Annotated in this window: 19 protein-coding genes and 1 pseudogene; 11 read left to right on the top strand and 9 right to left on the bottom strand. The window is 69.1% G+C overall.

What is annotated here, in order from left to right:
- Positions 1-26: 26 nt before the first annotated feature.
- Positions 27-1,397: an RAD55 family ATPase gene (locus AAG689_RS09035; RefSeq protein WP_406625651.1), complete on the bottom strand. Its 1,371-nt coding sequence runs from the start codon at positions 1,395-1,397 to the stop codon at positions 27-29.
- Positions 1,398-1,784: 387 nt separating this feature from the next.
- Here AAG689_RS09035 and AAG689_RS09040 point away from each other — a divergent pair, with 387 nt between their 5' ends.
- Entirely contained in the window at positions 1,785-3,221 is a 1,437-nt protein-coding gene (locus AAG689_RS09040) for a cryptochrome/photolyase family protein (RefSeq protein ID WP_406626316.1), read from the top strand.
- Between the two features lie 52 nt (positions 3,222-3,273).
- Positions 3,274-4,077, top strand: coding sequence for a lectin (locus AAG689_RS09045; protein ID WP_406625652.1), 804 nt, complete (start codon positions 3,274-3,276; stop codon positions 4,075-4,077).
- Positions 4,078-4,086: 9 nt separating this feature from the next.
- Here AAG689_RS09045 and AAG689_RS09050 read toward each other — a convergent pair whose 3' ends face one another.
- From AAG689_RS09050 to AAG689_RS09065, 4 genes are all read right to left on the bottom strand, one after another.
- Positions 4,087-5,421, bottom strand: a complete 1,335-nt coding sequence (locus AAG689_RS09050; RefSeq protein ID WP_406625653.1) for a TolC family outer membrane protein — start codon at positions 5,419-5,421, stop codon at positions 4,087-4,089.
- A gap of 70 nt (positions 5,422-5,491) precedes the next feature.
- Positions 5,492-5,830, bottom strand: a complete 339-nt coding sequence (locus AAG689_RS09055) for a rhodanese-like domain-containing protein (protein WP_406625654.1) — start codon at positions 5,828-5,830, stop codon at positions 5,492-5,494.
- A gap of 25 nt (positions 5,831-5,855) precedes the next feature.
- Positions 5,856-6,566: a protein-L-isoaspartate O-methyltransferase gene (locus AAG689_RS09060; RefSeq protein WP_020228472.1), complete on the bottom strand. Its 711-nt coding sequence runs from the start codon at positions 6,564-6,566 to the stop codon at positions 5,856-5,858.
- 47 nt (positions 6,567-6,613) lie between these two features.
- On the bottom strand, positions 6,614-7,291 hold the full coding sequence (locus tag AAG689_RS09065; RefSeq protein WP_406625655.1) for a TetR/AcrR family transcriptional regulator: 678 nt from the start codon (positions 7,289-7,291) through the stop codon (positions 6,614-6,616).
- Positions 7,292-7,402: 111 nt separating this feature from the next.
- Between AAG689_RS09065 and msrA the strand changes: the two genes are divergently transcribed.
- The 6 genes from msrA (at position 7,403) to AAG689_RS09095 (ending at position 13,241) form a co-directional block, all read left to right on the top strand.
- Positions 7,403-7,948 (top strand): peptide-methionine (S)-S-oxide reductase MsrA, encoded by a 546-nt coding sequence (msrA, locus tag AAG689_RS09070; RefSeq protein ID WP_406625656.1) that lies wholly within the window; start codon positions 7,403-7,405, stop codon positions 7,946-7,948.
- An 80-nt stretch (positions 7,949-8,028) separates the two neighbouring features.
- On the top strand, positions 8,029-8,268 hold the full coding sequence (locus AAG689_RS09075) for a hypothetical protein (RefSeq protein WP_406625657.1): 240 nt from the start codon (positions 8,029-8,031) through the stop codon (positions 8,266-8,268).
- A gap of 16 nt (positions 8,269-8,284) precedes the next feature.
- Complete coding sequence (locus AAG689_RS09080) at positions 8,285-8,677, top strand: hypothetical protein (RefSeq protein ID WP_406625658.1); 393 nt, start codon at positions 8,285-8,287, stop codon at positions 8,675-8,677.
- A gap of 188 nt (positions 8,678-8,865) precedes the next feature.
- Positions 8,866-10,956 carry a TonB-dependent receptor domain-containing protein gene (locus tag AAG689_RS09085; RefSeq protein WP_406625659.1) on the top strand — a complete coding sequence of 697 codons (2,091 nt, stop codon included), beginning with the start codon at positions 8,866-8,868 and terminating at the stop codon, positions 10,954-10,956.
- A gap of 304 nt (positions 10,957-11,260) precedes the next feature.
- A complete protein-coding gene (locus tag AAG689_RS09090) occupies positions 11,261-12,133 on the top strand; it encodes a hypothetical protein (RefSeq protein ID WP_406625660.1) in 873 nt (290 codons plus the stop codon).
- A gap of 154 nt (positions 12,134-12,287) precedes the next feature.
- Complete coding sequence (locus AAG689_RS09095; protein WP_020228465.1) at positions 12,288-13,241, top strand: AEC family transporter; 954 nt, start codon at positions 12,288-12,290, stop codon at positions 13,239-13,241.
- Here AAG689_RS09095 and pdxH read toward each other — a convergent pair.
- The 3 genes and pseudogenes from pdxH to AAG689_RS09110 form a co-directional block, all read right to left on the bottom strand.
- Positions 13,242-13,891 (bottom strand): annotated as a pseudogene (pdxH, locus tag AAG689_RS09100) (pyridoxamine 5'-phosphate oxidase).
- Between the two features lie 197 nt (positions 13,892-14,088).
- Entirely contained in the window at positions 14,089-14,616 is a 528-nt protein-coding gene (locus AAG689_RS09105; RefSeq protein WP_406625661.1) for a superoxide dismutase family protein, read from the bottom strand.
- A 31-nt stretch (positions 14,617-14,647) separates the two neighbouring features.
- Positions 14,648-15,253: a gamma-glutamylcyclotransferase gene (locus tag AAG689_RS09110; protein WP_406625662.1), complete on the bottom strand. Its 606-nt coding sequence runs from the start codon at positions 15,251-15,253 to the stop codon at positions 14,648-14,650.
- Between the two features lie 62 nt (positions 15,254-15,315).
- Between AAG689_RS09110 and AAG689_RS09115 the strand changes: the two genes are divergently transcribed.
- Positions 15,316-15,843, top strand: coding sequence for an OmpA family protein (locus tag AAG689_RS09115; protein WP_406625663.1), 528 nt, complete (start codon positions 15,316-15,318; stop codon positions 15,841-15,843).
- Positions 15,844-15,951: 108 nt separating this feature from the next.
- Here the strand turns inward: AAG689_RS09115 and AAG689_RS09120 are convergent, their stop codons facing one another.
- Positions 15,952-17,280, bottom strand: coding sequence for a lytic murein transglycosylase (locus AAG689_RS09120; RefSeq protein WP_406625664.1), 1,329 nt, complete (start codon positions 17,278-17,280; stop codon positions 15,952-15,954).
- 71 nt (positions 17,281-17,351) lie between these two features.
- Between AAG689_RS09120 and sbcB the strand changes: the two genes are divergently transcribed.
- Positions 17,352-18,812 (top strand): exodeoxyribonuclease I, encoded by a 1,461-nt coding sequence (gene sbcB / locus AAG689_RS09125; RefSeq protein WP_406625665.1) that lies wholly within the window; start codon positions 17,352-17,354, stop codon positions 18,810-18,812.
- Complete coding sequence (locus AAG689_RS09130; protein ID WP_406625666.1) at positions 18,778-19,644, top strand: NAD-dependent protein deacetylase; 867 nt, start codon at positions 18,778-18,780, stop codon at positions 19,642-19,644. Before sbcB ends, AAG689_RS09130 begins: the two co-directional genes overlap by 35 nt.
- Positions 19,645-19,655: the final 11 nt, after the last annotated feature.

A 19,655-nucleotide genomic window follows, 5' to 3' on the forward strand; every position in this document is an offset into this window, starting at 1 on the left:
CTTTCTCTTAGACAGTAAAGGGCCTCTCAACCCAGAGGAGGCGAAACGAAGACATCTACAGAAGTCTGATCGGTTCCGCCGCCGCGAACTTTCGAAATCGCAAGTACCCGCTGATTGACTCGCCTGTCTTTTGCGGAGACCGGATCAAAAATAAATACGTTATCGAACCAGCCAGTTACTCCGTCCGCCAGCGGTGTTCCGGCCGCGACGGCCAGCGCATCAGGATCCACGGTAAACAGGGAGGTCACTTCCCTGCGGCGCAGTTCCAGTAGCAAGCGCCCGAGGAAACGGTAGCCGCGCTCCGGAAATGCCAACGTGTCAGCCAAACCAGCGATACCATCTACTACAAGCCGGCGAATCTTTAGTTCATCAACCAGCCGCAGCAGTTTGTGACCCATTTCATCCATCGATTCGTCCTCGTGGCCCAGGTTTTTGATCACCAATGCGCCAGATGTAATGGCTGCCTCGATCCCAAGGCCCACGTCGGAGCCCAGTCTCCGAAGGTCGGCTGCTAATTCCGTACAAGAAAGCACCAGCCCTCGGCTGTCAGTGTCGGAAGCGGCCGCAAAAGCGAGTGCCAAGGTGGTCTTGCCAGTGCCAGTTTGCCCGATAACGGCCGATGCGCTGCCGGAGAGCAAGCCATTGCCACGTAGGACATCGTCGAGCGCATGCAGACCTGTGGAAATCTTGGCCTTGCCCAGTCTGGCATTTGCGTCGACCAAAGGCAGGCTTTCCAGGCGTGGGAAAAATTGGAGGCCCTGTGTCGAAATACAAAAGGTATGTTGGCCACGGATGATCTGGCTGCCCCGAAATTTGCGCACATGCATCCTGCGTTCTGCGCGCCAGTGAAAACCGTGGTCCTCGAATGCGAAGATGCCATCCACCATCGTCTGCTCTGCACTCAGCGCGTTTCCATGGCCGCTGGTGAGCACGAGGCATGTGCAGGACATGGCACTCACCAGGCTCTGCAGTTCATGGACGAACTGGCGAACGGAATCGTTGGCCATCGACTCCAGCCTGTCGACTACCAAGCCATCGATCACCAGCAGCGATGCGCGGTAACGCATCAGTTCCCCGCGCAGCAGGCTCACGACGGCCTTCAGCCCGCCTTGCTCGAACTCGCGGTAGCCGCTGACGTAGAAAACCCTCGCACTCACCTCCTGCTGATCGAAAAAGATCTGCTGCTCCATGTGTTGCAGCATGCGAGCATGGGACTCGGCCAGCATGGTGACGTACAGCGTGCGGATCTCGCGCCTGGCAAGGGTATACGCAATCTGGTTGGCCAATGTCGTCTTGCCGACCCCCGGGGGGCCTTCGAAAATGTAGACTCCTCCCTCGAACAACCCGCCGTTGAGTATCTCGTCCAGGCCGTCGACAAGGGTGGGCATGCGTTTCATTTGTAGTGATGTGGTGTTGTTGGAAGGTCCGCTCGTGCACACTGCGGGCATGGGTAGAAGATTGTTGCAGTTCTGATTCTAGCGGAGCATAGGCTCTGCGGAATGGTGAAACAGCTTGCTCGCTCTGACTCTTGAAACGAAATTAACTCATTTCTTCGATTGCGATTTTGTTTTCACTCTTTGGGAATGTTTGCTAATTGAAAAAATATTTGCTTTATTGGCTGCGGAGTTGTTTGTCAAATAAAAGATTAAAAATAAGCTTCTGATTGCCAACCTCTAATTTTGAGCTCCTTAGGAAATCAAGGTCATTTTCCTGGCGGCATCGTATGCGCCACATCAGCAAACAAGGAACACTAATCCGTGGCCTCTGCCAGTGCCCTGGTGTGGATGCGGCGCGATCTGCGCTGTGACGACCACGCTGCCCTGTACCACGCGCTGCGCCGCTTTGAGCGCGTGTATTGCGCTTTTGTATTCGATACCGGCATCCTGGAGGCGCTTCCAAGCCGTGAAGACCGGCGTGTGGAGTTCATCCATGCCAGCGTCCTGGCGTTGGACGACGGCTTGCGCCAGCTCGCCGCGTGCAGCGGTGCACCCGGCGGCGGGCTGATCGTGCGCCATGGCCCGTCGCAGGAATGCATTGTTCAATTGGCATGCAGCCTGGGCGTGCAAGAGGTATTGGCGAACCGCGACTACGAGCCCGAGGCCATCGCCCGCGACCGGCGCATCGCCGAGGCCTTGCGTACGGCGGGGATCGCTTTCAGCGATTACAAGGACCAGGTGCTGCTCGAGTGCGACGAGGTGCTGACCGGGCAGGGCCGGCCTTACAGCGTGTTCACGCCTTATAAGCGCGCCTGGCTGCAAAAGCTCGATGCCTTCCAACTCAGGCCCTATCCGGTGGAACGCTATGCCCGTCATCTGGCAGCTCTTCCCGCGGGCGAGCGGCTACCGCCGTTGGCAGAGCTGGGCTTTGTTCCCACCAACCTGGGAGCGCTGCCTCTGCCTGCCGGCATGCATGGCGCTCGGCAACTGCTGCAGGACTTTCTGCCGCGCATGGCGGCGTACAAGGAAGCGCGCGATTATCCGGGGCGCCGCGGGGTGTCCTATCTTTCGGTGCATTTGCGGTTCGGAACCCTATCCATCCGCCAGGTGGCCGCGCTGGCCGTTCAGCAGGCTGCCCAGGGCTGCGAGGGCGCGCAGGTCTGGCTGTCCGAGCTGGCATGGCGCGACTTCTATTCCATGGTGCTGTGGCATCACCCCCACGTGGTCGCGCAGTCCTTCAGGCCTGCGTACGACGGCATCCAGTGGGACGAAGCGCCGGAGCTCTGGCAGGCCTGGTGTGATGCCCGCACCGGCTACCCATTGGTCGATGCGGCCATGCGCCAGTTGCACGAGACGGGTTACATGCACAACCGCTTGCGCATGGTGGTGGCGAGCTTCCTGACCAAGGACCTGGGCATCGACTGGCGGCGGGGAGAGCGCTACTTTGCCGAGCACCTGAACGACTACGACCTGGCCGCCAACAACGGTGGCTGGCAGTGGGCCGCCTCCACGGGGTGCGATGCGCAGCCGTGGTTCCGCATCTTCAATCCGGTGATGCAGTCGCAGAAGTTCGACCCGCAAGGCCGCTTCATTCGCCGTTACCTGCCGGAGCTGGACCGTGTGCCGGACAAGCACATCCATTTTCCCGCGGCCATGAAGCCGGCGGAGCTGCAGGCCTGCGGCTTGCAGTTGGGAGTGGACTATCCGATACCCGTGGTCGACCACGCCAAGGCTCGCCAGCGGACGTTGATGCGCTTCTCGCTGGTGCCGCAGAGTGGAGGGTGAACCGATGCAATGGTTGCGCTACAGTGAACGCAGAACTATCACAAGCCGTCCTATGCCATTCAAGAAACCCCTTGCAATCCTGCTGGCCTGCACCCTCGTGTTGCCGGCCGGCCCCGCGCATGCCAATGAGCAAATGGTGGAACTGGTGTCCAACGGCTGGTACCAGACCTACCGGCTTCCGGACGATGTGGAGCAGGTCGAACTGGCGCAGCAACTGTCCGGCGACTGCAGCTTCAACCGCAACTGGGGCTACGACATCGGCCGCAAGGACCTGTGGGTGACGAACGGCTGTGGCGGGCGCTTCCGCTTGGTCACGCGCGCAGGCAGCCAGACCTCCGGTGGGGACAACACCGGCGCCTGGATCGCGGGGGCTGCCGTCGCGGCCATCGCGGGGGCGGTGATCCTGGCCAACAGGCATGACCGCGACAAGGACCGCGACGACGGGCGCTACCCCGACTACCCTCCGCAGCAGGGGCCGGCCCCTTGGCGGGGGCAGGAGATCCGGGGCCAGAACGGACTGTGCCTCGATGTCGCCGGCGGTTTGCGTGCGGGCAATGCCTTGAATGTCTACCAGTGCACGGGCGCCGAGAACCAGCGCTTCGCCTGGACCCGGCAAGGCGAGATGCGTGTGGGCGACCTGTGCCTCGATGTGGCGCAGGGCAGCACGCGCCAGGGAGCGCGGGTGATCGCATGGCAGTGCCGGAACCAGCCCAACCAGCAATGGGAGTGGAGCGGAGGGCAGATCCGCAGCCTCTACACGGGCATGTGCCTGGACATTGAGGGCGGTCGGGCGAGGCCCGGGCAGCCGGTCGTCATGTGGCCCTGCGCGGGCTCCAGCAATCAGCGGTGGCGCTAGCGGTGCTAGCTAGCGCGCCAGCAGCGCGTCGATTGCCAACAGGTCATCGGCAGTGAGCGTGCCAGCGGCCTGCTTCAGGCGCAATGAGCCTGTGAGCACGTTGTAGCGTGCCTGTGCGAGGTCGCGTTTGGTCTGGTAGAGCTGGCTTTGGGCGTTGAGCACGTCAATGTTGATGCGTACGCCGACCTGGTAGCCCAGAAGATTGGCGTCCAGCGCACTTTGAGTGGATGCCTCGGCCGCCTGTAGCGCGTTCACCTGTCCCACGCCGGACTGCACTCCGAAGAAGGCCGCGCGCGCGGCCTGCGCAGCGCTGCGGCGCGCGTTGTCCAGGTCCGCCTGGGCTTTCTCTTCGAGGGAAAGCGTTTCCTTCACCCGGTTCTGCACCGCGAAGCCTGCGAACAGGGGGAGGTTCAAGGCCACTCCCACGCTGGCGACGTTGGCACGGGAGTGGATGCCGGGCAGGGTGACCGTGCCGTTGGGTGTGCGCTGCACCGTGTAGCCCGCCTGCAGGTCCACGGTGGGCAGGTGGCCTGTCTCGGCCTTGCGGGTTTCGAGGCGCGCCACGTCCAGGGCCAGGGCCGCCTGGCGGACCAGGGGCTGCGTGTCTTCGGCGGTGCGCACCCAGGTGCCCACGTCGGCGGGCTGCACCGCGGGCAGCGCGACGGGCTGCGCGAGAGGCAGGGGAGCGGTTCCGGCCCGGCCCACGAGCTGGTCCAGCGCCAGGCGCTTGACACGCAGGTCGTTCTCTGCGGCGATCTCCTGGGCTACCACCAGGTCGTGCCGTGCCTGCGCTTCACGCGAATCGGTCACCGTGGCATTGCCGACCTCGAAGTTGCGCCGGGCGGCCGCCAACTGCTCGCCGACGGCGGCCTTTTGCGCCTGCACGAAAGCCAGCGTGTCCTGGGCGGCCAGCACGTCGAAATAGGCCTGGCTCACGCGCACCAGCAGGTCCTGCTCCGCGCCGTCGAGCTGGGCGCGTGCCAGATCGACGCCGCGCTGTCCCTGCTCGAACGTGATGCGGTTGGCGGGGCGGTACAGGGGCTGGGAGGCTGCAACGCCCAGCGTTTGCGTGGGGGCGTGCAGGTCGATCGGCGGGCGGCTCACGTCGGTGCGGCCGTAGCTGGCGCTGCCGGTCAGGGCGGCACTGGGCAGCAGGCCCGCGCGGGCCTGTTCGGCCCGGCTCGCGGCGGCTTCGTACTGGGCCTTGGCCGCCTGCCAGGGCGCATCGTAGCCACGCGCGAGCTGCGCCAGCTCGGCCAGGCTCTGGGCCTGTGCACCGGTGGCGGCGGCCCAGGCGGCGCCCATGGCCAGGGAGACGGAGAGAAGCCGCAGCAGTGAAGTCATGGCGTCCTTCAGGGAGTTGACGTGATCGTGGCGAGGGGCTGCGGCCATGCACTGGCCGCGGGCCAGGCGTTCAATAGCGCGGAACGGACGGGTCGCATTCATGCGACCACGCGTCGATGCCGCCCGTGATGTTGGCCACTTGCTCGAAGCCCTGCTGCGCCAGGAAACCGGCCACCCGCAGGCTGCGCATGCCGTGGTGGCACAGGCAGGCGATGGGGCGGGCAGGGTCCAGCTCGTCCAGCCGCCCCGGGATCTCGCCCATCGGGATGGCCACGAGCTCGAATCCCTGCGGCGCGACGCTGGCCGTCTGGCGCTCCCACGGTTCGCGCACGTCCAGCACCAGGGGGAGCGATGCCCCGTTGGCAGCGATCCATTCGGCAAGCTGGGCAGGGCGGACGTGGTCGATCATGCGTTGTACCTGAAGGAAGCCGGCGTCAGAACCGGAAGGAGGAGGGCTCCGGGAAGTTGCGCAGGCGCGAGGTGACCACGTCCCAGGGCCGGGTGGTTTCGAAGCGGTCGCCCGTGCGGCGCACGAAGGTGGCGCGCATCATGGGCTGCTGGCCGACGATGGCGCCCAGGCGGCCGCCTTCGCGCAGCAGCGACAGCAGCTTCTGCGGCACCTCGGCCACGGAGCCGCTCAGCACGATGACGTCGAACGGGCCGTCGGGAATGGGGTCGAGTGCGCCGTCGGCCTGGCGCACCTCGGCGTTCTGGATGCCGGCGCTGCGCAGGTTCTCGCGGGCGAACTCCACCAGCTCGGGCACGATCTCCAGCGTCACCACGCGTTCGGCGCTGCGCGCCAGCAGGGCGGCCATGTAGCCGGAACCCGCGCCGATCTCGAGCACACGGTCGGTCGGCTTGACCTGCAGGTCCTGCAGCATGCGCGCTTCCACGCGCGGCGCCAGCATGTGCTGGCCCAGGCGCATGGCTTCCTCGGTGGCGCTGTTCAAGGGGATTTCCATGTCCGTGAAGGCCATCCCCTCGTAGCTGGGCGGCACGAACTCCTCGCGGCGCACGGCGGACAGCAGCTCCAGCACGCCCTCGTCGAGCACGTTCCACGGGCGGATCTGCTGCTCGATCATGTTGTAGCGAGCCTGCAGGGCGCAATTGCTGGTGTCGAAGGACGTGTTCAGGGGCAAGTTCATGGAGTACTCCGGACGCGGGTCACTGTGGGTCAGACAAACCCATGATTCTAGGCCGGCCGCACCTGAGCCGGCCGCACCAGCAGGCCCTGCAGCACGTTTTCCGCCTGCAGGCGGATGTACTCCTGGGGCGAGAACTTGTCGGGGTCCGGGATGCACAGCGACATCGACGGCTGCGAGAACATCAGGAACATCAGGGGCGCGAGCACCAGGTAGATGGCGTGGTCCAGGTCCAGCGCGCGGAATTCGCCCCGGTCGATGCCGCGCTGCAGGATGCGCCGCACCAGCCGGTGGCCCGGCTCCACCACCTCCTGGCGGTAGAAGCGGGCGATCTCGGGAAAATTGTTGGCCTCGCTCAGGATGAGCTTGCCCAGGCCCGAGGCCTTGGTGGAGCCCACGCGCTCCCACCAGCTCTGGAAGCAGTATTCCACCAGCTCGCAGCTCGTTCCCTCGAAGGTCTCCAGCTCCAGGTCCCATTCCGCGAAGCGGCCGGCGATGTTCTGACGCACCACGGCCTTGAACAGGTCTTCTTTGCTCGGGAAATAGAGGAACAGCGTGCCTTTGGAGACTCCGGCGCGGACGGCGACCTCGTCCACCTTGGTTGCGGCGAAGCCTTTCTCCACGAACAGGTCCAGCGCCGCCTCGAGCAATTCGCCGGGGCGGGCTTCCTTGCGGCGGCCACGGCGTGGCGGCGCGGGCGAGACGGAGTCGGGGAGGGTGGTGGGCATGAAATTAATGACTGACTGGTTAGTAATATACCAACCACCCATGGCAGCGTCAAACGTACCTGCGCTGCCTTGCCTATGATGGGGGCCCCAACAAAGCCAGCGAGGCCAACCATGTCCACCCTGCAGAGCATCACCCTGGGCGGAGGGTGCTTTTGGTGCACCGAGGCGGTGTTCGACCGCGTGCGCGGCGTGACCGACGTGCAAAGCGGCTACGCCAACGGCGACGTGGCCGAGCCTACCTACGAGCAGATATGCACGGGCCGCACGGGCCATGCCGAAGTGGTGCGCGTGACCTTCGACCCGGACCAGATCGGCGTGCGCGAACTGCTGGAGATCTTTTTCGCCACGCACGACCCGACCACCCTCGACCGCCAGGGCAACGACGTGGGCACGCAGTACCGCAGCGGCATCTACTACACCGACCCCGCGCACCGCGCCGTGGCCGAGGACATGCTGCGCGAGATGGGGCAGGACAAGATCTTCGGCGCCCCCATCGTCACCGAAGTGCAGCCGCTGGCGAGCTACTGGCCTGCCGAGGACTACCACCAGGACTACTACGCGCACCATCCCCACCAGGGCTACTGCGCCTTCGTGGTGCTGCCGAAGGTGGAGAAATTCCGCCAGACTTTCGCGCGCCATCTGAAGCCCGGGGCCTGAATACTGCGCTATCCTCCCAGGCCCTTTGCCCGGCTCTCCCTCCGAGGGCGATGCAAGGGGTTCAACCCGGAGAAAACACCATGAAACCATGGATCGCCCTCGCACTGCTGGCGTGCGCCGCGGCCGTGCAGGCCGAGGAGCACAGCGAGAAGCAGACGCGGGCCGACATCGAGCGCCACCGCGCCATGGCCGCCGCGCACGAGGCCGCAGCCAAGTGCCTGGAAGCCGGCAAGGGCCACGAGGCCTGCCGCAAGGAGCTGCAGGCCGCCTGCAAGAACCTGGCGATCGGCAAGTACTGCGGCATGAAGCACGTCCACTGAGCCCGTCCTCCTTTCCGTGACTCCCTCCCGCACCCCCGCACTGCCGCCGCAACTGCGCCGCCATCTGGCCCTGGCGTGGCTGCTGCTGGCGCTGGTGCTCGCGCCGACGCTCGGCCGCATGCACCAGATCGTGCACGGCGTCCCCGCCTTCGCGGCGGGGCATGCGCATGCGGCAGGGGAGGGCACGGCGCACCAGGCGCTGGACACGCTGCATGCGCTCTTCGCGGGCCACAGCAGCGCCGACTGCCAGGTGCTGGACCAGCAGACGCTGGGCGGCGCCTTGCTCGCCCAGGCGCTGCCGCCCGTGCAGGCTTCGCCCCAGGAGCCGCCGGCCGCCCCGCCAGCCCAGGCGCCCGCACTGCGGCGCCTGGCGGCCTTCCACGCCCGCGCGCCGCCCCTGCGCGCCTGAGGCCATTGCGCCTCGCGGAGCCCCGCACCCGAAGCCGGTGCTCCCTCAATACTCCCATTTCGATAGCTGCCAGCGCTTGATGGACAAGCGCTAGCGCCGGTTTTCATTAGATTTTCTCGTGTGCCGCAAGGCGCGGGAGCGCACGCGTGCGCCGCCCCGTGCCGCGGCACGCATGGATGGCATTACCCATGACAAGCTTTGTTTTCTCCCCTTCCGCTCCCGGCGTGCGCCGGCCCCTGGCCTGCGCGGTGCTGCTGGCCCTGGTCCCGGCCGCGCCGGCGGTGCTGGCGCAAACGGCCGGCCAGGCGCCCGCCGCGCTGCCGGAGGTCACCGTCTCCGCCAGCGGCCTGCAGCTCGGCGTGTCCGAGCTGACGCAGCCCGTGTCCGTGCTCGAGGGCGACACACTGGTGCGCCGCCGCGAAGCCACGCTGGGCGAAAGCCTGGAGGGCGAGCCCGGCATCACCGGCAGCCACTTCGGCGCCGGGGCCAGCCGCCCCGTGATCCGCGGCATGGACGGCCCGCGCGTCAAGATCCTCTCCGACGGTGCGGAGCTGCACGACGCCTCCACCGTCAGCCCCGACCACGCCGTGGTCTCCGAGCCGCTGCTGGCCACCCAGGTGGAGGTGCTGCGCGGCCCTTCGGCGCTGGTGTACGGCGCGGGCGCCGTGGGCGGCGTGGTCAACGTGCTCGACGGCAAGGTGCCCACCGCCGTGCCCGAGAAGGGCATCGACGGCCAGGCCGAGCTGCGCGCCGGCACCGGCGCGCGCGAGAAGGCCGGGGCCTTCGCCCTCACGGGCGGCGCGGGCAACTTTGCCGTGCACGTGGAAGGCGCTGCGCGCGACGCGGGCGACTACCGCGTCGGCAGCGGCTGGAGCGGGGGCACGCGTGTGCCCGGCAGCTTCAATCGCACCGACACCGGCAGCGTGGGCCTGTCGTGGGTCGGCAGCCGCGGCTACCTGGGCCTGGCCTTCACGCGCCAGACCGCCAAGTACGGCCTGCCCGGCCACAACCACGACTTCGAGGGCTGCCACACCCATGGCGACCACCTGCACTGCGGCGGCCACGGGCATGGCGACGAGGACGGGCACGGCCATGACCACGATCACGACCATGAGGAAGGCGGCGTGCCCGTGGTGGACCTGCGCAGCGAGCGCGTGGACCTGCGCGGCGAGCTGCGCAACCCGTTCGCCGGCTTCGAGACGCTGCGCCTGCGCGCGGGCACGACCGACTACGTGCACGACGAGGTGGAGGGCGGCGCCGTCGCCACCACCTTCAAGAACAAGGCCAACGACCTGCGCCTGGAGCTGCAGCATGCGCCCGTGGCCGGGCTGCGCGGCCTGGTGGGCGTGCAGGGCTCCGAGCGCAAGTTCAGCGCGCAAGGCGAGGAGGCCTACGTGCAGCCCACGCGCACGCGCCGCTGGGGTCTCTTCGTGCTGGAGGAATACCGCATCGGCGACTGGCGCATCGAGGGCGCGCTGCGCCACGACCGCCAGACTGCCGAGGCGCAGGACAGCGGCGTGGAGCGCAGCCACAACGGCACCTCGGCATCGCTGGGCACGGTGTGGCGCTTCACGCCCGGCTATGCGCTGGGCGCGAGCCTCACGCGCGCCAGCCGCGCGCCCACGGCCGAGGAGCTGTACGCGCGCGGCCTGCATATGGCCACCGCCACCTACGAGCGCGGCGATGCGGACCTGCGTGCCGAAACCTCGCGCAACATCGACCTGAGCCTGCGCAAGACCAGCGGCCCCACCACCTTCGACGTGACCGTGTTCCGCAACAGCATCAGCAACTACATCTACGGCCGCACGCTGGACGAGCATGATGGCCTCCAGCTGCTGCAGTACAGCCAGGCCGACGCCACGTTTACCGGCGTGGAAGGCCGCGTGCGCCACGCCGTCACCCGCAACTGGGGCGTGACGCTGTTCGGCGACAGCGTGCGCGCGCGGCTGGACGAGGGCGGGCGCCTGCCGCGCATCCCGTCCGCGCGCGTGGGCCTGCGGCTGGATGCGAACTGGCAATCCTGGGAGGGTGAGATCGAGTGGCTGCAGGTCGCTCGCCAGAAGCGCGTGGCCGCGTTCGAGACCCCTACGCCCGGCTACGGCATGCTCAGCCTGGGCGTGGCCTACAACGGCCGCACCAGCGGCGGCACGCCGTGGCAGGTGTACCTGAAGGGACGCAACCTGACCGACCGGCTGGCCTACTCGCACGTCTCCTTCATCAAGGATGCGGCACCGCTGGCCGGGCGCAACGTGACCCTGGGGGTGCGCGTGGCGTTCTGACGCCGGCCGCCGAAAGACCGCGCGCCGCCGTGCGGCAAGGTTGCCGTTGCGGCGGAGCGCGGCTACCATGCGCGGCCATGCCGCTCGCCGCATCTTCCTTCCGCACGTCCTCGCGCACCCGCGCGGGGGCCGCGGTGCGCGAGATCTGGCCATACAAGCCGGTCGCACATTCCCACGCCCGGCGATAACACCCCCTTCTTCCACACGCGCAACACCACACCATCGCCGGGCATCTCTCCGATGCGCGATGGCGGGGGCCGCGCGGGCGCAGGCGCGGCCTCCCTGGAAAGGACCGGGCTGCCGCATGGAATTCACCAAACAGTTTCTTCGGGCCAAGAACCCGTGCGCCAACGGCTTCCGCTGGTTCGTGCGCCACATCGAGGACGGCGTGGGCTACCAGCACGCGCTGGACACGCTGGTGCAGGCCGGGCGGGTCGAGGATGCGCTGTGGCTGCTGCGGCAGTTCGGCCCCACGAACACGGTGCTCAGCGTGGACAGCCTGGAGGCGCAGGACCTCGTGTTCGCGGGCACGGTGCTGGTGCGCTCGGTCATCGACGTGGAAGGCGTGCTCCATGCGGGCCGCTCCATCCAGGCCGGTGGCGGCATTCGCTGCGGCGGCGCGCTCGCCGCCGGCGAGGACATCCGCGCGGGCGCGCACATCCGCAGCCAGGGCGCCGTGCACTGCGGGGGCGACCTGCGCGCCGGCTGGGGCGTCGAGGCGCAGGACGCGGTGACCTGCGGCGGCGAGCTGCGCGCCGCGTGGGACGTGGTCTGCCAGGGCGCGCTGCGGGTGGGCGCGGGCGCCTCGGTCGGGCAGGACCTGCTCGTGCAGGGGCCCATCGACTGCGGCAAGAGCCTGCGCGTGGGCGGGCACCTGAACGGGGCGGACAGCCTGCGCGCGGCGCAGGGCATCATGGTGGGCGGCGCCATCACCGGCGTGACGCACGTGGAGGCGGGCTGGGGCATCAAGGCCGGGGAGTCCATCGAGGCCCACGGCGCCATCAAGGCGGGCGAGAGCCTGAGTGCGGGCGATGCGATCCGGGCGGGCGAGGGCTACGGCATCTTCGCCGGACTGAGCGTGCAGGAGGACGCCTGGGACACCAGCGCCCAGGTCTGGGCGCGGGACCTGCCCGCCGGCCTGCGCAGCGGCGTGTGGATGGGGGCGTGCGCGGTGTGAAGCCGGCTGCGGCCCTGCGTTCTATCTATATGCATGAAATAGGCCTCCAGCGCTTATGTGGCAAGCGCTGCCAGCTATCAAATAAGTAGTTTTCGCAGCGGGCGTGTCTGCGCGGGCGCCTACACTGGCGCCCGCTTCCCTTTCCGCGCCCGCCGTGCTGTCTTCCGTTCTGCTGCCCCTGGTTCCCGTCATCCTGTGCATCGGCCTGGGCTTCGTCACCGCCCGCGTGGGGTGGGTGCGGGCCTCGGCCATCCCCGATCTGTCGAACCTCGTGTTCCTGGTGCTCACGCCGGCGCTGCTGTTCCGCACCATGGGCCAGGTGCGCCTGCAGGAGCTGGACTTCCAGCCCGTGGCGCTGTACTTCGGGGCGGTGGCATTGCTGTTCGCGCTCACGCTGGCCTTCACCCGCTTTTCCACGCGGGCGGCGGCGCGCGCGCTGGCGCACACCTTCGGCAACCTGGTAATGATCGGCGTGCCGCTGGTGGGCCTGGTCTACGGGCCGCAGGGCCTGGTGACGCTGTTCACGCTGGTGTCGCTGCACTCGCTGGTGCTGCTCACGGCCGCCACGCTGGTGTTCGAGCTGGCCGAGGCGCGCGAGCTGCAGCGCTCGGGCCAGGCGGAGCCCCGGCCCATGGCCCACACCGTGTGGCAGGCCGTGCGCAACAGCATCATCCACCCGGTGCCGCTGCCCATCCTGGCCGGCCTGCTGTATGCGCAGACGGGCTGGACGCTGCCGCAGGCGCTGGACAAGCCCCTGCAGGTGGTCGGCTCCGCGCTGGGGCCCATGGCGCTGCTGCTGGTGGGCATCGCCCTGGCGCACACGCGCATCGGCGCGCACTGGCGCGACGCGGTGCGCATCGCCGCCGTGAAGAACCTCGCGCTGCCGGTGGTGCTGGGCCTGATGGCCTGGGCGCTAGGCCTGTCGGGGCCCGCCATCGCGGTGATGTTCACCGCCGCCGCCATGCCCGTGGGCGCCAACGTGCTGCTGTTCACCCAGCGCTACCGCGTGATGCAGGACGAGGTGTCTTCCTCCATCGCCATCTCCGCCGCGCTGGCGCTCGTCACGCTGCCGGCGGCGCTGCTGCTCGCGCAGGGGTTCATGCGCTGATCAGGGCGCCAGGCGTTCGCGCACCCAGGCGCCGCCTTCCTGCCGGTAGCGCAGCCGGTCGTGCAGGCGGCTCTTGCGGCCCTGCCAGAACTCCCACTGGCCGGGCTGGAGGCGAAAGCCGCCCCAGTGCGGCGGGCGGGGGGCTTGAGCAGGAACTGCGCGCCGTACTTGGCCGCGTTGGCTACCAGCACGCCGCGGCCGCTGATCACCTGGCTCTGCGGGCTGGCCCAGGCGCCGATGCGCGAGTCGAGCGGGCGGCTGTCGAAATAGGCGTCGCTCTCCGCGTCGCTCACCTTTTCCACCACGCCTTCGATGCGCACCACGCGCTCTAGCTCCACCCAATGGAACTGCAGCGCCGCATAGGGGTTGCCTGCGAGCTGGCGGCCCTTGCGGCTGTCGTAGTTGGTGAACCAGACGATGCCGCGCTCGTCGTAGCCCTTGACGAGCACGATGCGCGTGCTCGGCCGCAGGTCGCTGCCCACGGTGGCCAGGGTCATGGCGTTGGGCTCGGGCACCTGGGCGGCCAGGGCTTCCTGCAGCCACTGGTCGAACTGGCGCAGCGGGTCGGCGTGGGAGGCGTCTTCGCCGAGCTCGGCACGCTCGTAGCTCTTGCGCAGATCGGCGATGGAGGAGGAGAGGGGGCTGCTCATGCGGGCGATTGTGCCCGCATGGGCAGCGAGGGCGGTTAGAACGTGTGAATGAATCCGGCGTGGCCGAGCAGCGCGTCAAAACGCGGCTGCACTAGGCGCAAAGCGCAGCCATAGCGCGGGCTATGGCGAGCATTTGCAACGACGGGCAGGCGTGTTTTGGCGTGATGAGCGGGCATGGCGGATTCGTTCACACGTTCTCAGCGCGCCGTGATCACGGCGCACGCCAGGCGCGCGCCGGCGTTGCCCGTGGGTTGGGTGACGTAGTCGTCCGGCGCGGCGTGCACGATCAGCCCGCGCCCGACGATGTTGGTGGCGCCGGAGCCCACGCTGATGCTGCGCGACTCGAAGTTGAACGTGGCCACGCCGCTCGCGTCCGCGCGCAGGCTGGGCAGGTCGCCCGTGTGGTGCGTGCCCTGGCCGTGGCGGCCGTGCGGCGCGCCCGTGGGGTTGAAGTGGCCGCCCGCGCTGTTGCCGTCGCCGCTGGAGCAGTCGCCCTTCTCATGGATGTGGAAGCCGTGCTCGGAGCCCGGCTTGAGGCCGCTGACCTCGCCGCTCACGCGCACGGCCGCGCCGCTTTGCACGAAGCGCACCGTGCCCTGCGCGGTATTACCCCGCGTGGGTTCGAGCCGCGCGGTGGCCGAGGGCGCGGAAGCGGTCGATGCGCAGCCCGCGAGCGCGAGGACGGCGGCCGCCGCGGCGGCAGTGGGGAAGGGGCGAAGGAACATGCGGCTCTCCTGCTGGTTGAAAGCCGCCAAGCTACCCTGGTTCGCGCGCCAGCGCAATCAGACGGGCGAGCGCCCTGTCGCGGATGCCCATGCGCAGCAGCTCGGCATGGGTGGCCTCGGCATAGTCGCGCGTGGTGCCGTACAGGCCGCTCGCCTGGGCGAAGATGCGACGGTAGTCCTCGTCGGCCAGCACGCCCGTGTGGCTGGGGCTCTTGGGCGAGAGCGTGAAGGCCAGCGCCGTCACCGTGCCCTGCGGCGTGCGGCAGGGCAGCCAGCGCGGGTCGTACACGCCCAGCACCATCTCGCGCTGCCAGAGGTTGGTCATGACCTGCGGGGCGTGCGCGCGCTCCACGCGGAAGGCCGTGCCCCGGCAGCTGCCGCCGGGCAGCATGCCGAAGACCAGGCCCGGGCACTCAGGCGTGCCGCGGTTCACGCGGCTCCACATCTTGAGCGCGCGGTGCCAGCCGTGCACCCTGGCGTCGCGCCGCTCGGCATGGTCGAAGTCGGGCCGCCAGATCAGCGAGCCGTAGCCGAAGATCCACAGGTCGCCCCCCTGGCGCTCCCATTGCGCCAGCGTGTGCTGGAGCATCGGGGCCGGATCACGCAGGGGGCCGGGAAGGGCGGCGGGCACGGGCATGGCGAGACTCTACAATCGACGGGTTTTGTCCAACGCACCCATTATTCACGGGAGTCTCCATCATGTCCTTCAACAGCTCCGACGACGATAGCCAGCAACGCTTCGCACTCGGGTTCCTCTTCGCCCTGATCGCGCTGGTGGTCTCCACCGTCGTGGGCGTGGTCGTCTACAAGCGCGGCATCGCGCACGCGCCCGTGCAGGCGCCCGCCGCCGCAGTTGCAGCCCCCGCTGCCGCGCCCGGCGTGGTGGTGACCGAGGACGTGGCGACCGTGGTGGTGGAAGGCGGCGTGGTCAAGTTCTTCTTCGCCACGGCCAAGGCCGAGCTGGCCCCTGGCGCCAACGAAGCGCTGGCCGATGTGGTCAAGGGCGTGGCCGAAGGCAAGACGGCCCAGATCTCGGGCTTTCACGACGCCACGGGCGACCTGGCGCTGAACCAGGAGCTGGCCAAGCAGCGCGCCCTGAACGTGCGCGAAGCGCTCAAGGCCCTGGGCGTGGCCGAGGACAAGGTCGAGCTGAAGAAGCCCGAAGTGACCCAGGCCAGCGGCAGCAACGCCGAGGCCCGCCGCGTGGAAGTGATCCTGGTGCCCTGAGGCGCACTTTCCGCTGCAAGAAAAGCCCGGCATCGCCGGGCTTTTTTCATGGAAGAAAATGGCCGCTGGCGCTTGCTGGAAAAGCGCAGGCAGCTATCAAATCAGGAGTCATGGCGTCTGCAGCCGCTGCAGCAGCTCCCGCGTGGCGTAGCCGTCGGCCGGCAGGCCCAGGCTCTGCTGGTAGCGCCGCACGCCCGCGCGCGTGGCGGGGCCGGCCACGCCGTCGGGCGTGCCGGTGTCCATGCCGCGCGCATTGAGCAGCTCCTGCAGCGCCTGCACCTCGCCGCGCGACAGCGGCTGCAGGTCGCGCGGCCAGGGCGTTTGCAGGCCGGCGCCGCCGTCGATCTGGCGCGCGAGCAGGCCCACGGCCAGCGCGTAGTTCACCGAGTTGTTGTAGCGCAGCAGCGCGCGGAAGTTGGGGCCGACGAGCACCGCCGGGCCGTGCGCGCCCGCGGGTGTGAGGACGCTGGCGCCCTGCAACGCGGGCAGCGGGCCGCCGTCCACGCCGCGCACGCCCTCGGCAGCCCAGGCCGCGCCGTCCTGGCGCACCGTGAGTTCGGCGCGTGCGTAGTCGAAGCCGGGCGGCAGCAGCACCTCCACGCCCCAGGGCTCGCCCCCATCTTCCCCCTTGCGCCAGCCCGAATGCCGGAGGAAATTGGCCGTGGACGCGGCCACGTCGGGCACGCTGCCCCAGATGTCGCGGCGGCCGTCGCCGTCGGCATCCACGGCGTGGGCCAGGAACACCGAGGGCAGGAACTGCGTGTGGCCCATGGCGCCGGCCCAGGAGCCGATCATGGCGTCCGCCGCGATGTCGCCCTGGTCGACGATGCGCAGCGCGGCCAGCAGCTCGCCGCGCGCCCAGTCGCGGCGGCGGCCGTCGTAGGCCAGCGTGGCGAGCGCATCCACGGTGCGGAAACTCCCGAAGTTGCGGCCATAGTTGCTCTCCATGCCCCAGATGGCCGTGATGACGCTGGCGGGCACGCCGTGCTGCTTTGCGGCGGCGTCGAGCGCGGCGGCGTGGGCGCGCAGCTGCTCGCGGCCCTGGGCCACGCGCTGGGGCGAGACGGCGCTGTCCAGATACGCCCAGGGCGGGCGGGTGAATTCGGGCTGGGCGCGGTCCAGTTCCACCACGCGCGGCTGCCACTGGGCGTGGCCCAGCGTGGCCTCCAGCGTCTGCGGGCGGATGCCGGCCGCCAGCGCCTCCTGCGCGAAGGCCTGGACCCAGGCGTGGAAGCCGGCAAGCGTCGCGGCCAGGCCGCTGGCGGCGGGCGCCTGCGGCGCTGGCGGCGGAGCGGGCACGGGCGCCGGTACGGGCGCAGCCGCCACCGGCGGCAGTGTGGAAGGCAGGGGGACGGGAGCAGGGGGCGGGGCCGGCGGCGTGGCACAGCCCGTGAGGACCGCCAGGCTCACGGCGGTGGGCAAAAGCAGAGAACGCATGGCGCCCATTGTGACGGCGCGGGCCATGCATACTCGGGCTTGGCTTTGTTTCCGGCTGCAACCGTTCCCTCATGCACACCTTCCTCTGGCACGACTACGAAACCTTCGGCGCCGACACGCGCCGCGACCGTCCCGCGCAGTTCGCCGCCATCCGCACCGATGCCGACCTGAACGAGATCGGCCAGCCGCTGATGTTCTACTGCCAGCCCGCACCCGACTACCTGCCCAGCCCCGAGGCCTGCCTGATCACCGGCATCACGCCGCAGCTCTGCCTGGAAAAGGGCGTGCCCGAGCACCAGTTCGCCGCCCGCATCGAGGCCGAGCTGGCCTGGCCCGGCACCATCGGCGTGGGCTACAACACCATCCGCTTCGACGACGAGATCACGCGCTTCATGTTCTGGCGCAACCTCATCGATCCCTACGCGCGCGAGTGGCAGAACCAGTGCGGCCGCTGGGACCTGCTCGACGTGGTGCGCATGACCTACGCGCTGCGCCCGGACGGCATCGAATGGCCGCGGCACCAGAGCGGCGAGATGAGCGGCAAGCCCAGTTTCAAGCTCGAACACCTCACCCAAGCCAACGGCATCGCGCACGAGGCGGCGCACGACGCGCTCTCGGACGTGCGCGCCACCATCGCCCTGGCGCGGCTGATCCGCGACAAGCAGCCGCGCCTGTTCGACTTCGCGCTCTCGCTGCACAAGAAGGACCGCGTGGCCGCCGAGCTGCGCCTGCCCGCATCGCAGCAGACGGCGCGGCCCTTCCTGCACATCTCGGGCATGTTCAGCCCCGAGCGCGGATGCCTCGCCGTGATGTGGCCGCTCGCGAGCCACCCGGTCAACAAGAACGAACTGATCGCCTGGGATCTGGCGCACGACCCCTCCGAACTCGCGCGCCTGGATGCCGCCGCCATCCGCCAGCGCCTGTTCACGCGCACGGGCGACCTGCCCGAGGGCGTGCAGCGCCTGCCGCTCAAGACCGTGCACCTGAACAAGTCGCCCATGGTCGTGGGCAACGTGAACACGCTCGCGCCCGCGATGGCCGAGCGCTGGCAGATCGACCTGGCCACCGCCGCGCGCCATGCCGAGGCCGCCCGCGCGCTGTCCGACATGAGCGCTATCTGGGCCGAGGTGTTCCAGCGCGAGGCCGCAGGCCCGGTGGACGTGGACCAGGACCTGTACGGCGGCTTCGTCGGCAACGAGGACCGCCGCCGCCTCGCGCGCCTGCGCGCGCTGCCGCCCGAGGAGCTGGCGCGCGAGCGCCCCGGCTTCGACGACGAGCGCCTGGGCGAGCTGCTGTGGCGCTATCGTGCGCGCAACTTTCCTGAGACCCTCACGCCCGAGGAGCACGAGCGCTGGGAGGAGCACCGTGCCGCCGTGCTCATGGAAGGCGAGGGCGGCGGCCTCACGTTCGACGCGCTGTTCGAGCGCCTGGACACGCTGGGCGAGCAGGCCGACGAACGCGCGAACGAGCGGGACCAGGCCATCCTGGGCGCCATCTATGACTACGCCGAAAGCATCGCCCCCGGCATGTGACGCGGGCGCGCTGATCGACTGGGCGCGGCGCCACCCGCGCCTGTTCGTCATCACCGGCGCGGGCTGCAGCACCGAGGCGGGCATTCCCGACTACCGCGACGAGAACGGCGACTGGAAGCGTCCGCAGCCCGTCACCTACCAGGCGTTCATGGGCGAGGAGGCCACGCGCCGCCGCTACTGGGCGCGCAGCCTCGTGGGCTGGCCCGTCATGGGCAACGCCCGCCCCGGCGCCGCGCACCGCGCGCTGGTGCAACTGGAGCGCGCGGGCCGCATCGCGCTGCTGCTCACGCAGAACGTGGACGGCCTGCACCACGCGGCGGGCAGCCAGCGTGTGATCGACCTGCACGGGCGCATCGACACCGTGCGCTGCATGGCCTGCGAGGCGCGCATGCCCCGCGCCGAACTGCAAGCCGAGCTGCTGCGCCGCAACCCCGCCTGGGCGGCATTGCAGGCCAGCGCCGCACCCGACGGCGATGCCGACCTGGAGGGGCGTGACTTCTCCCGCTTCGACGTGCCGCCATGCCCGCGCTGCGGCACCGGCCTGCTCAAGCCCGACGTGGTGTTCTTCGGCGAGGCCGTGCCGCGCGAGCGCGTGGAGGCGGCCCACGCCGCCCTGGCGCGCGCCGATGCGGTGCTGATCGCGGGCTCGTCGCTCATGGTGTATTCGGGCTTCCGCTTCGTGCAGGCGGCGGCCGAACGCGGCCTGCCGGTGGCGGCCGTCAACCGCGGGCGCACGCGTGCCGACGGGCTGCTGGCGTTCAAGCTGGAGGCGGACGTGGGCCTGGCGCTGGAAGCGCTGGCGCTCGATTGCTCTGCTTTTGAGAGCTGCTAGCGCTTGCTGGA

It is taken from the genome of Acidovorax sp. SDU_ACID1 (assembly GCF_045291395.1).
GTDB lineage: Bacteria > Pseudomonadota > Gammaproteobacteria > Burkholderiales > Burkholderiaceae_C > MR-S7.

What these genes read in the sequence shown, in the direction of transcription:
- AAG689_RS09045 (WP_406625652.1), top strand. Translation starts at nt 3,274, where the DNA reads ATGCCATTCAAGAAACCCCTTGCAATCCTGCTGGCCTGCACCCTCGTG.
- AAG689_RS09120 (WP_406625664.1), bottom strand. Translation starts at nt 17,280, where the DNA reads ATGCGTTCTCTGCTTTTGCCCACCGCCGTGAGCCTGGCGGTCCTCACG.
- AAG689_RS09035 (WP_406625651.1), bottom strand. Translation starts at nt 1,397, where the DNA reads ATGAAACGCATGCCCACCCTTGTCGACGGCCTGGACGAGATACTCAAC.
- AAG689_RS09105 (WP_406625661.1), bottom strand. Translation starts at nt 14,616, where the DNA reads ATGTTCCTTCGCCCCTTCCCCACTGCCGCCGCGGCGGCCGCCGTCCTC.
- AAG689_RS09085 (WP_406625659.1), top strand. Translation starts at nt 8,866, where the DNA reads ATGACAAGCTTTGTTTTCTCCCCTTCCGCTCCCGGCGTGCGCCGGCCC.
- sbcB (WP_406625665.1), top strand. Translation starts at nt 17,352, where the DNA reads ATGCACACCTTCCTCTGGCACGACTACGAAACCTTCGGCGCCGACACG.
- AAG689_RS09130 (WP_406625666.1), top strand. Translation starts at nt 18,778, where the DNA reads ATGACTACGCCGAAAGCATCGCCCCCGGCATGTGACGCGGGCGCGCTG.
- AAG689_RS09065 (WP_406625655.1), bottom strand. Translation starts at nt 7,291, where the DNA reads ATGCCCACCACCCTCCCCGACTCCGTCTCGCCCGCGCCGCCACGCCGT.
- AAG689_RS09115 (WP_406625663.1), top strand. Translation starts at nt 15,316, where the DNA reads ATGTCCTTCAACAGCTCCGACGACGATAGCCAGCAACGCTTCGCACTC.
- AAG689_RS09075 (WP_406625657.1), top strand. Translation starts at nt 8,029, where the DNA reads ATGAAACCATGGATCGCCCTCGCACTGCTGGCGTGCGCCGCGGCCGTG.
- AAG689_RS09060 (WP_020228472.1), bottom strand. Translation starts at nt 6,566, where the DNA reads ATGAACTTGCCCCTGAACACGTCCTTCGACACCAGCAATTGCGCCCTG.
- AAG689_RS09050 (WP_406625653.1), bottom strand. Translation starts at nt 5,421, where the DNA reads ATGACTTCACTGCTGCGGCTTCTCTCCGTCTCCCTGGCCATGGGCGCC.
- AAG689_RS09090 (WP_406625660.1), top strand. Translation starts at nt 11,261, where the DNA reads ATGGAATTCACCAAACAGTTTCTTCGGGCCAAGAACCCGTGCGCCAAC.
- AAG689_RS09040 (WP_406626316.1), top strand. Translation starts at nt 1,785, where the DNA reads ATGCGGCGCGATCTGCGCTGTGACGACCACGCTGCCCTGTACCACGCG.
- msrA (WP_406625656.1), top strand. Translation starts at nt 7,403, where the DNA reads ATGTCCACCCTGCAGAGCATCACCCTGGGCGGAGGGTGCTTTTGGTGC.
- AAG689_RS09110 (WP_406625662.1), bottom strand. Translation starts at nt 15,253, where the DNA reads ATGCCCGTGCCCGCCGCCCTTCCCGGCCCCCTGCGTGATCCGGCCCCG.
- AAG689_RS09055 (WP_406625654.1), bottom strand. Translation starts at nt 5,830, where the DNA reads ATGATCGACCACGTCCGCCCTGCCCAGCTTGCCGAATGGATCGCTGCC.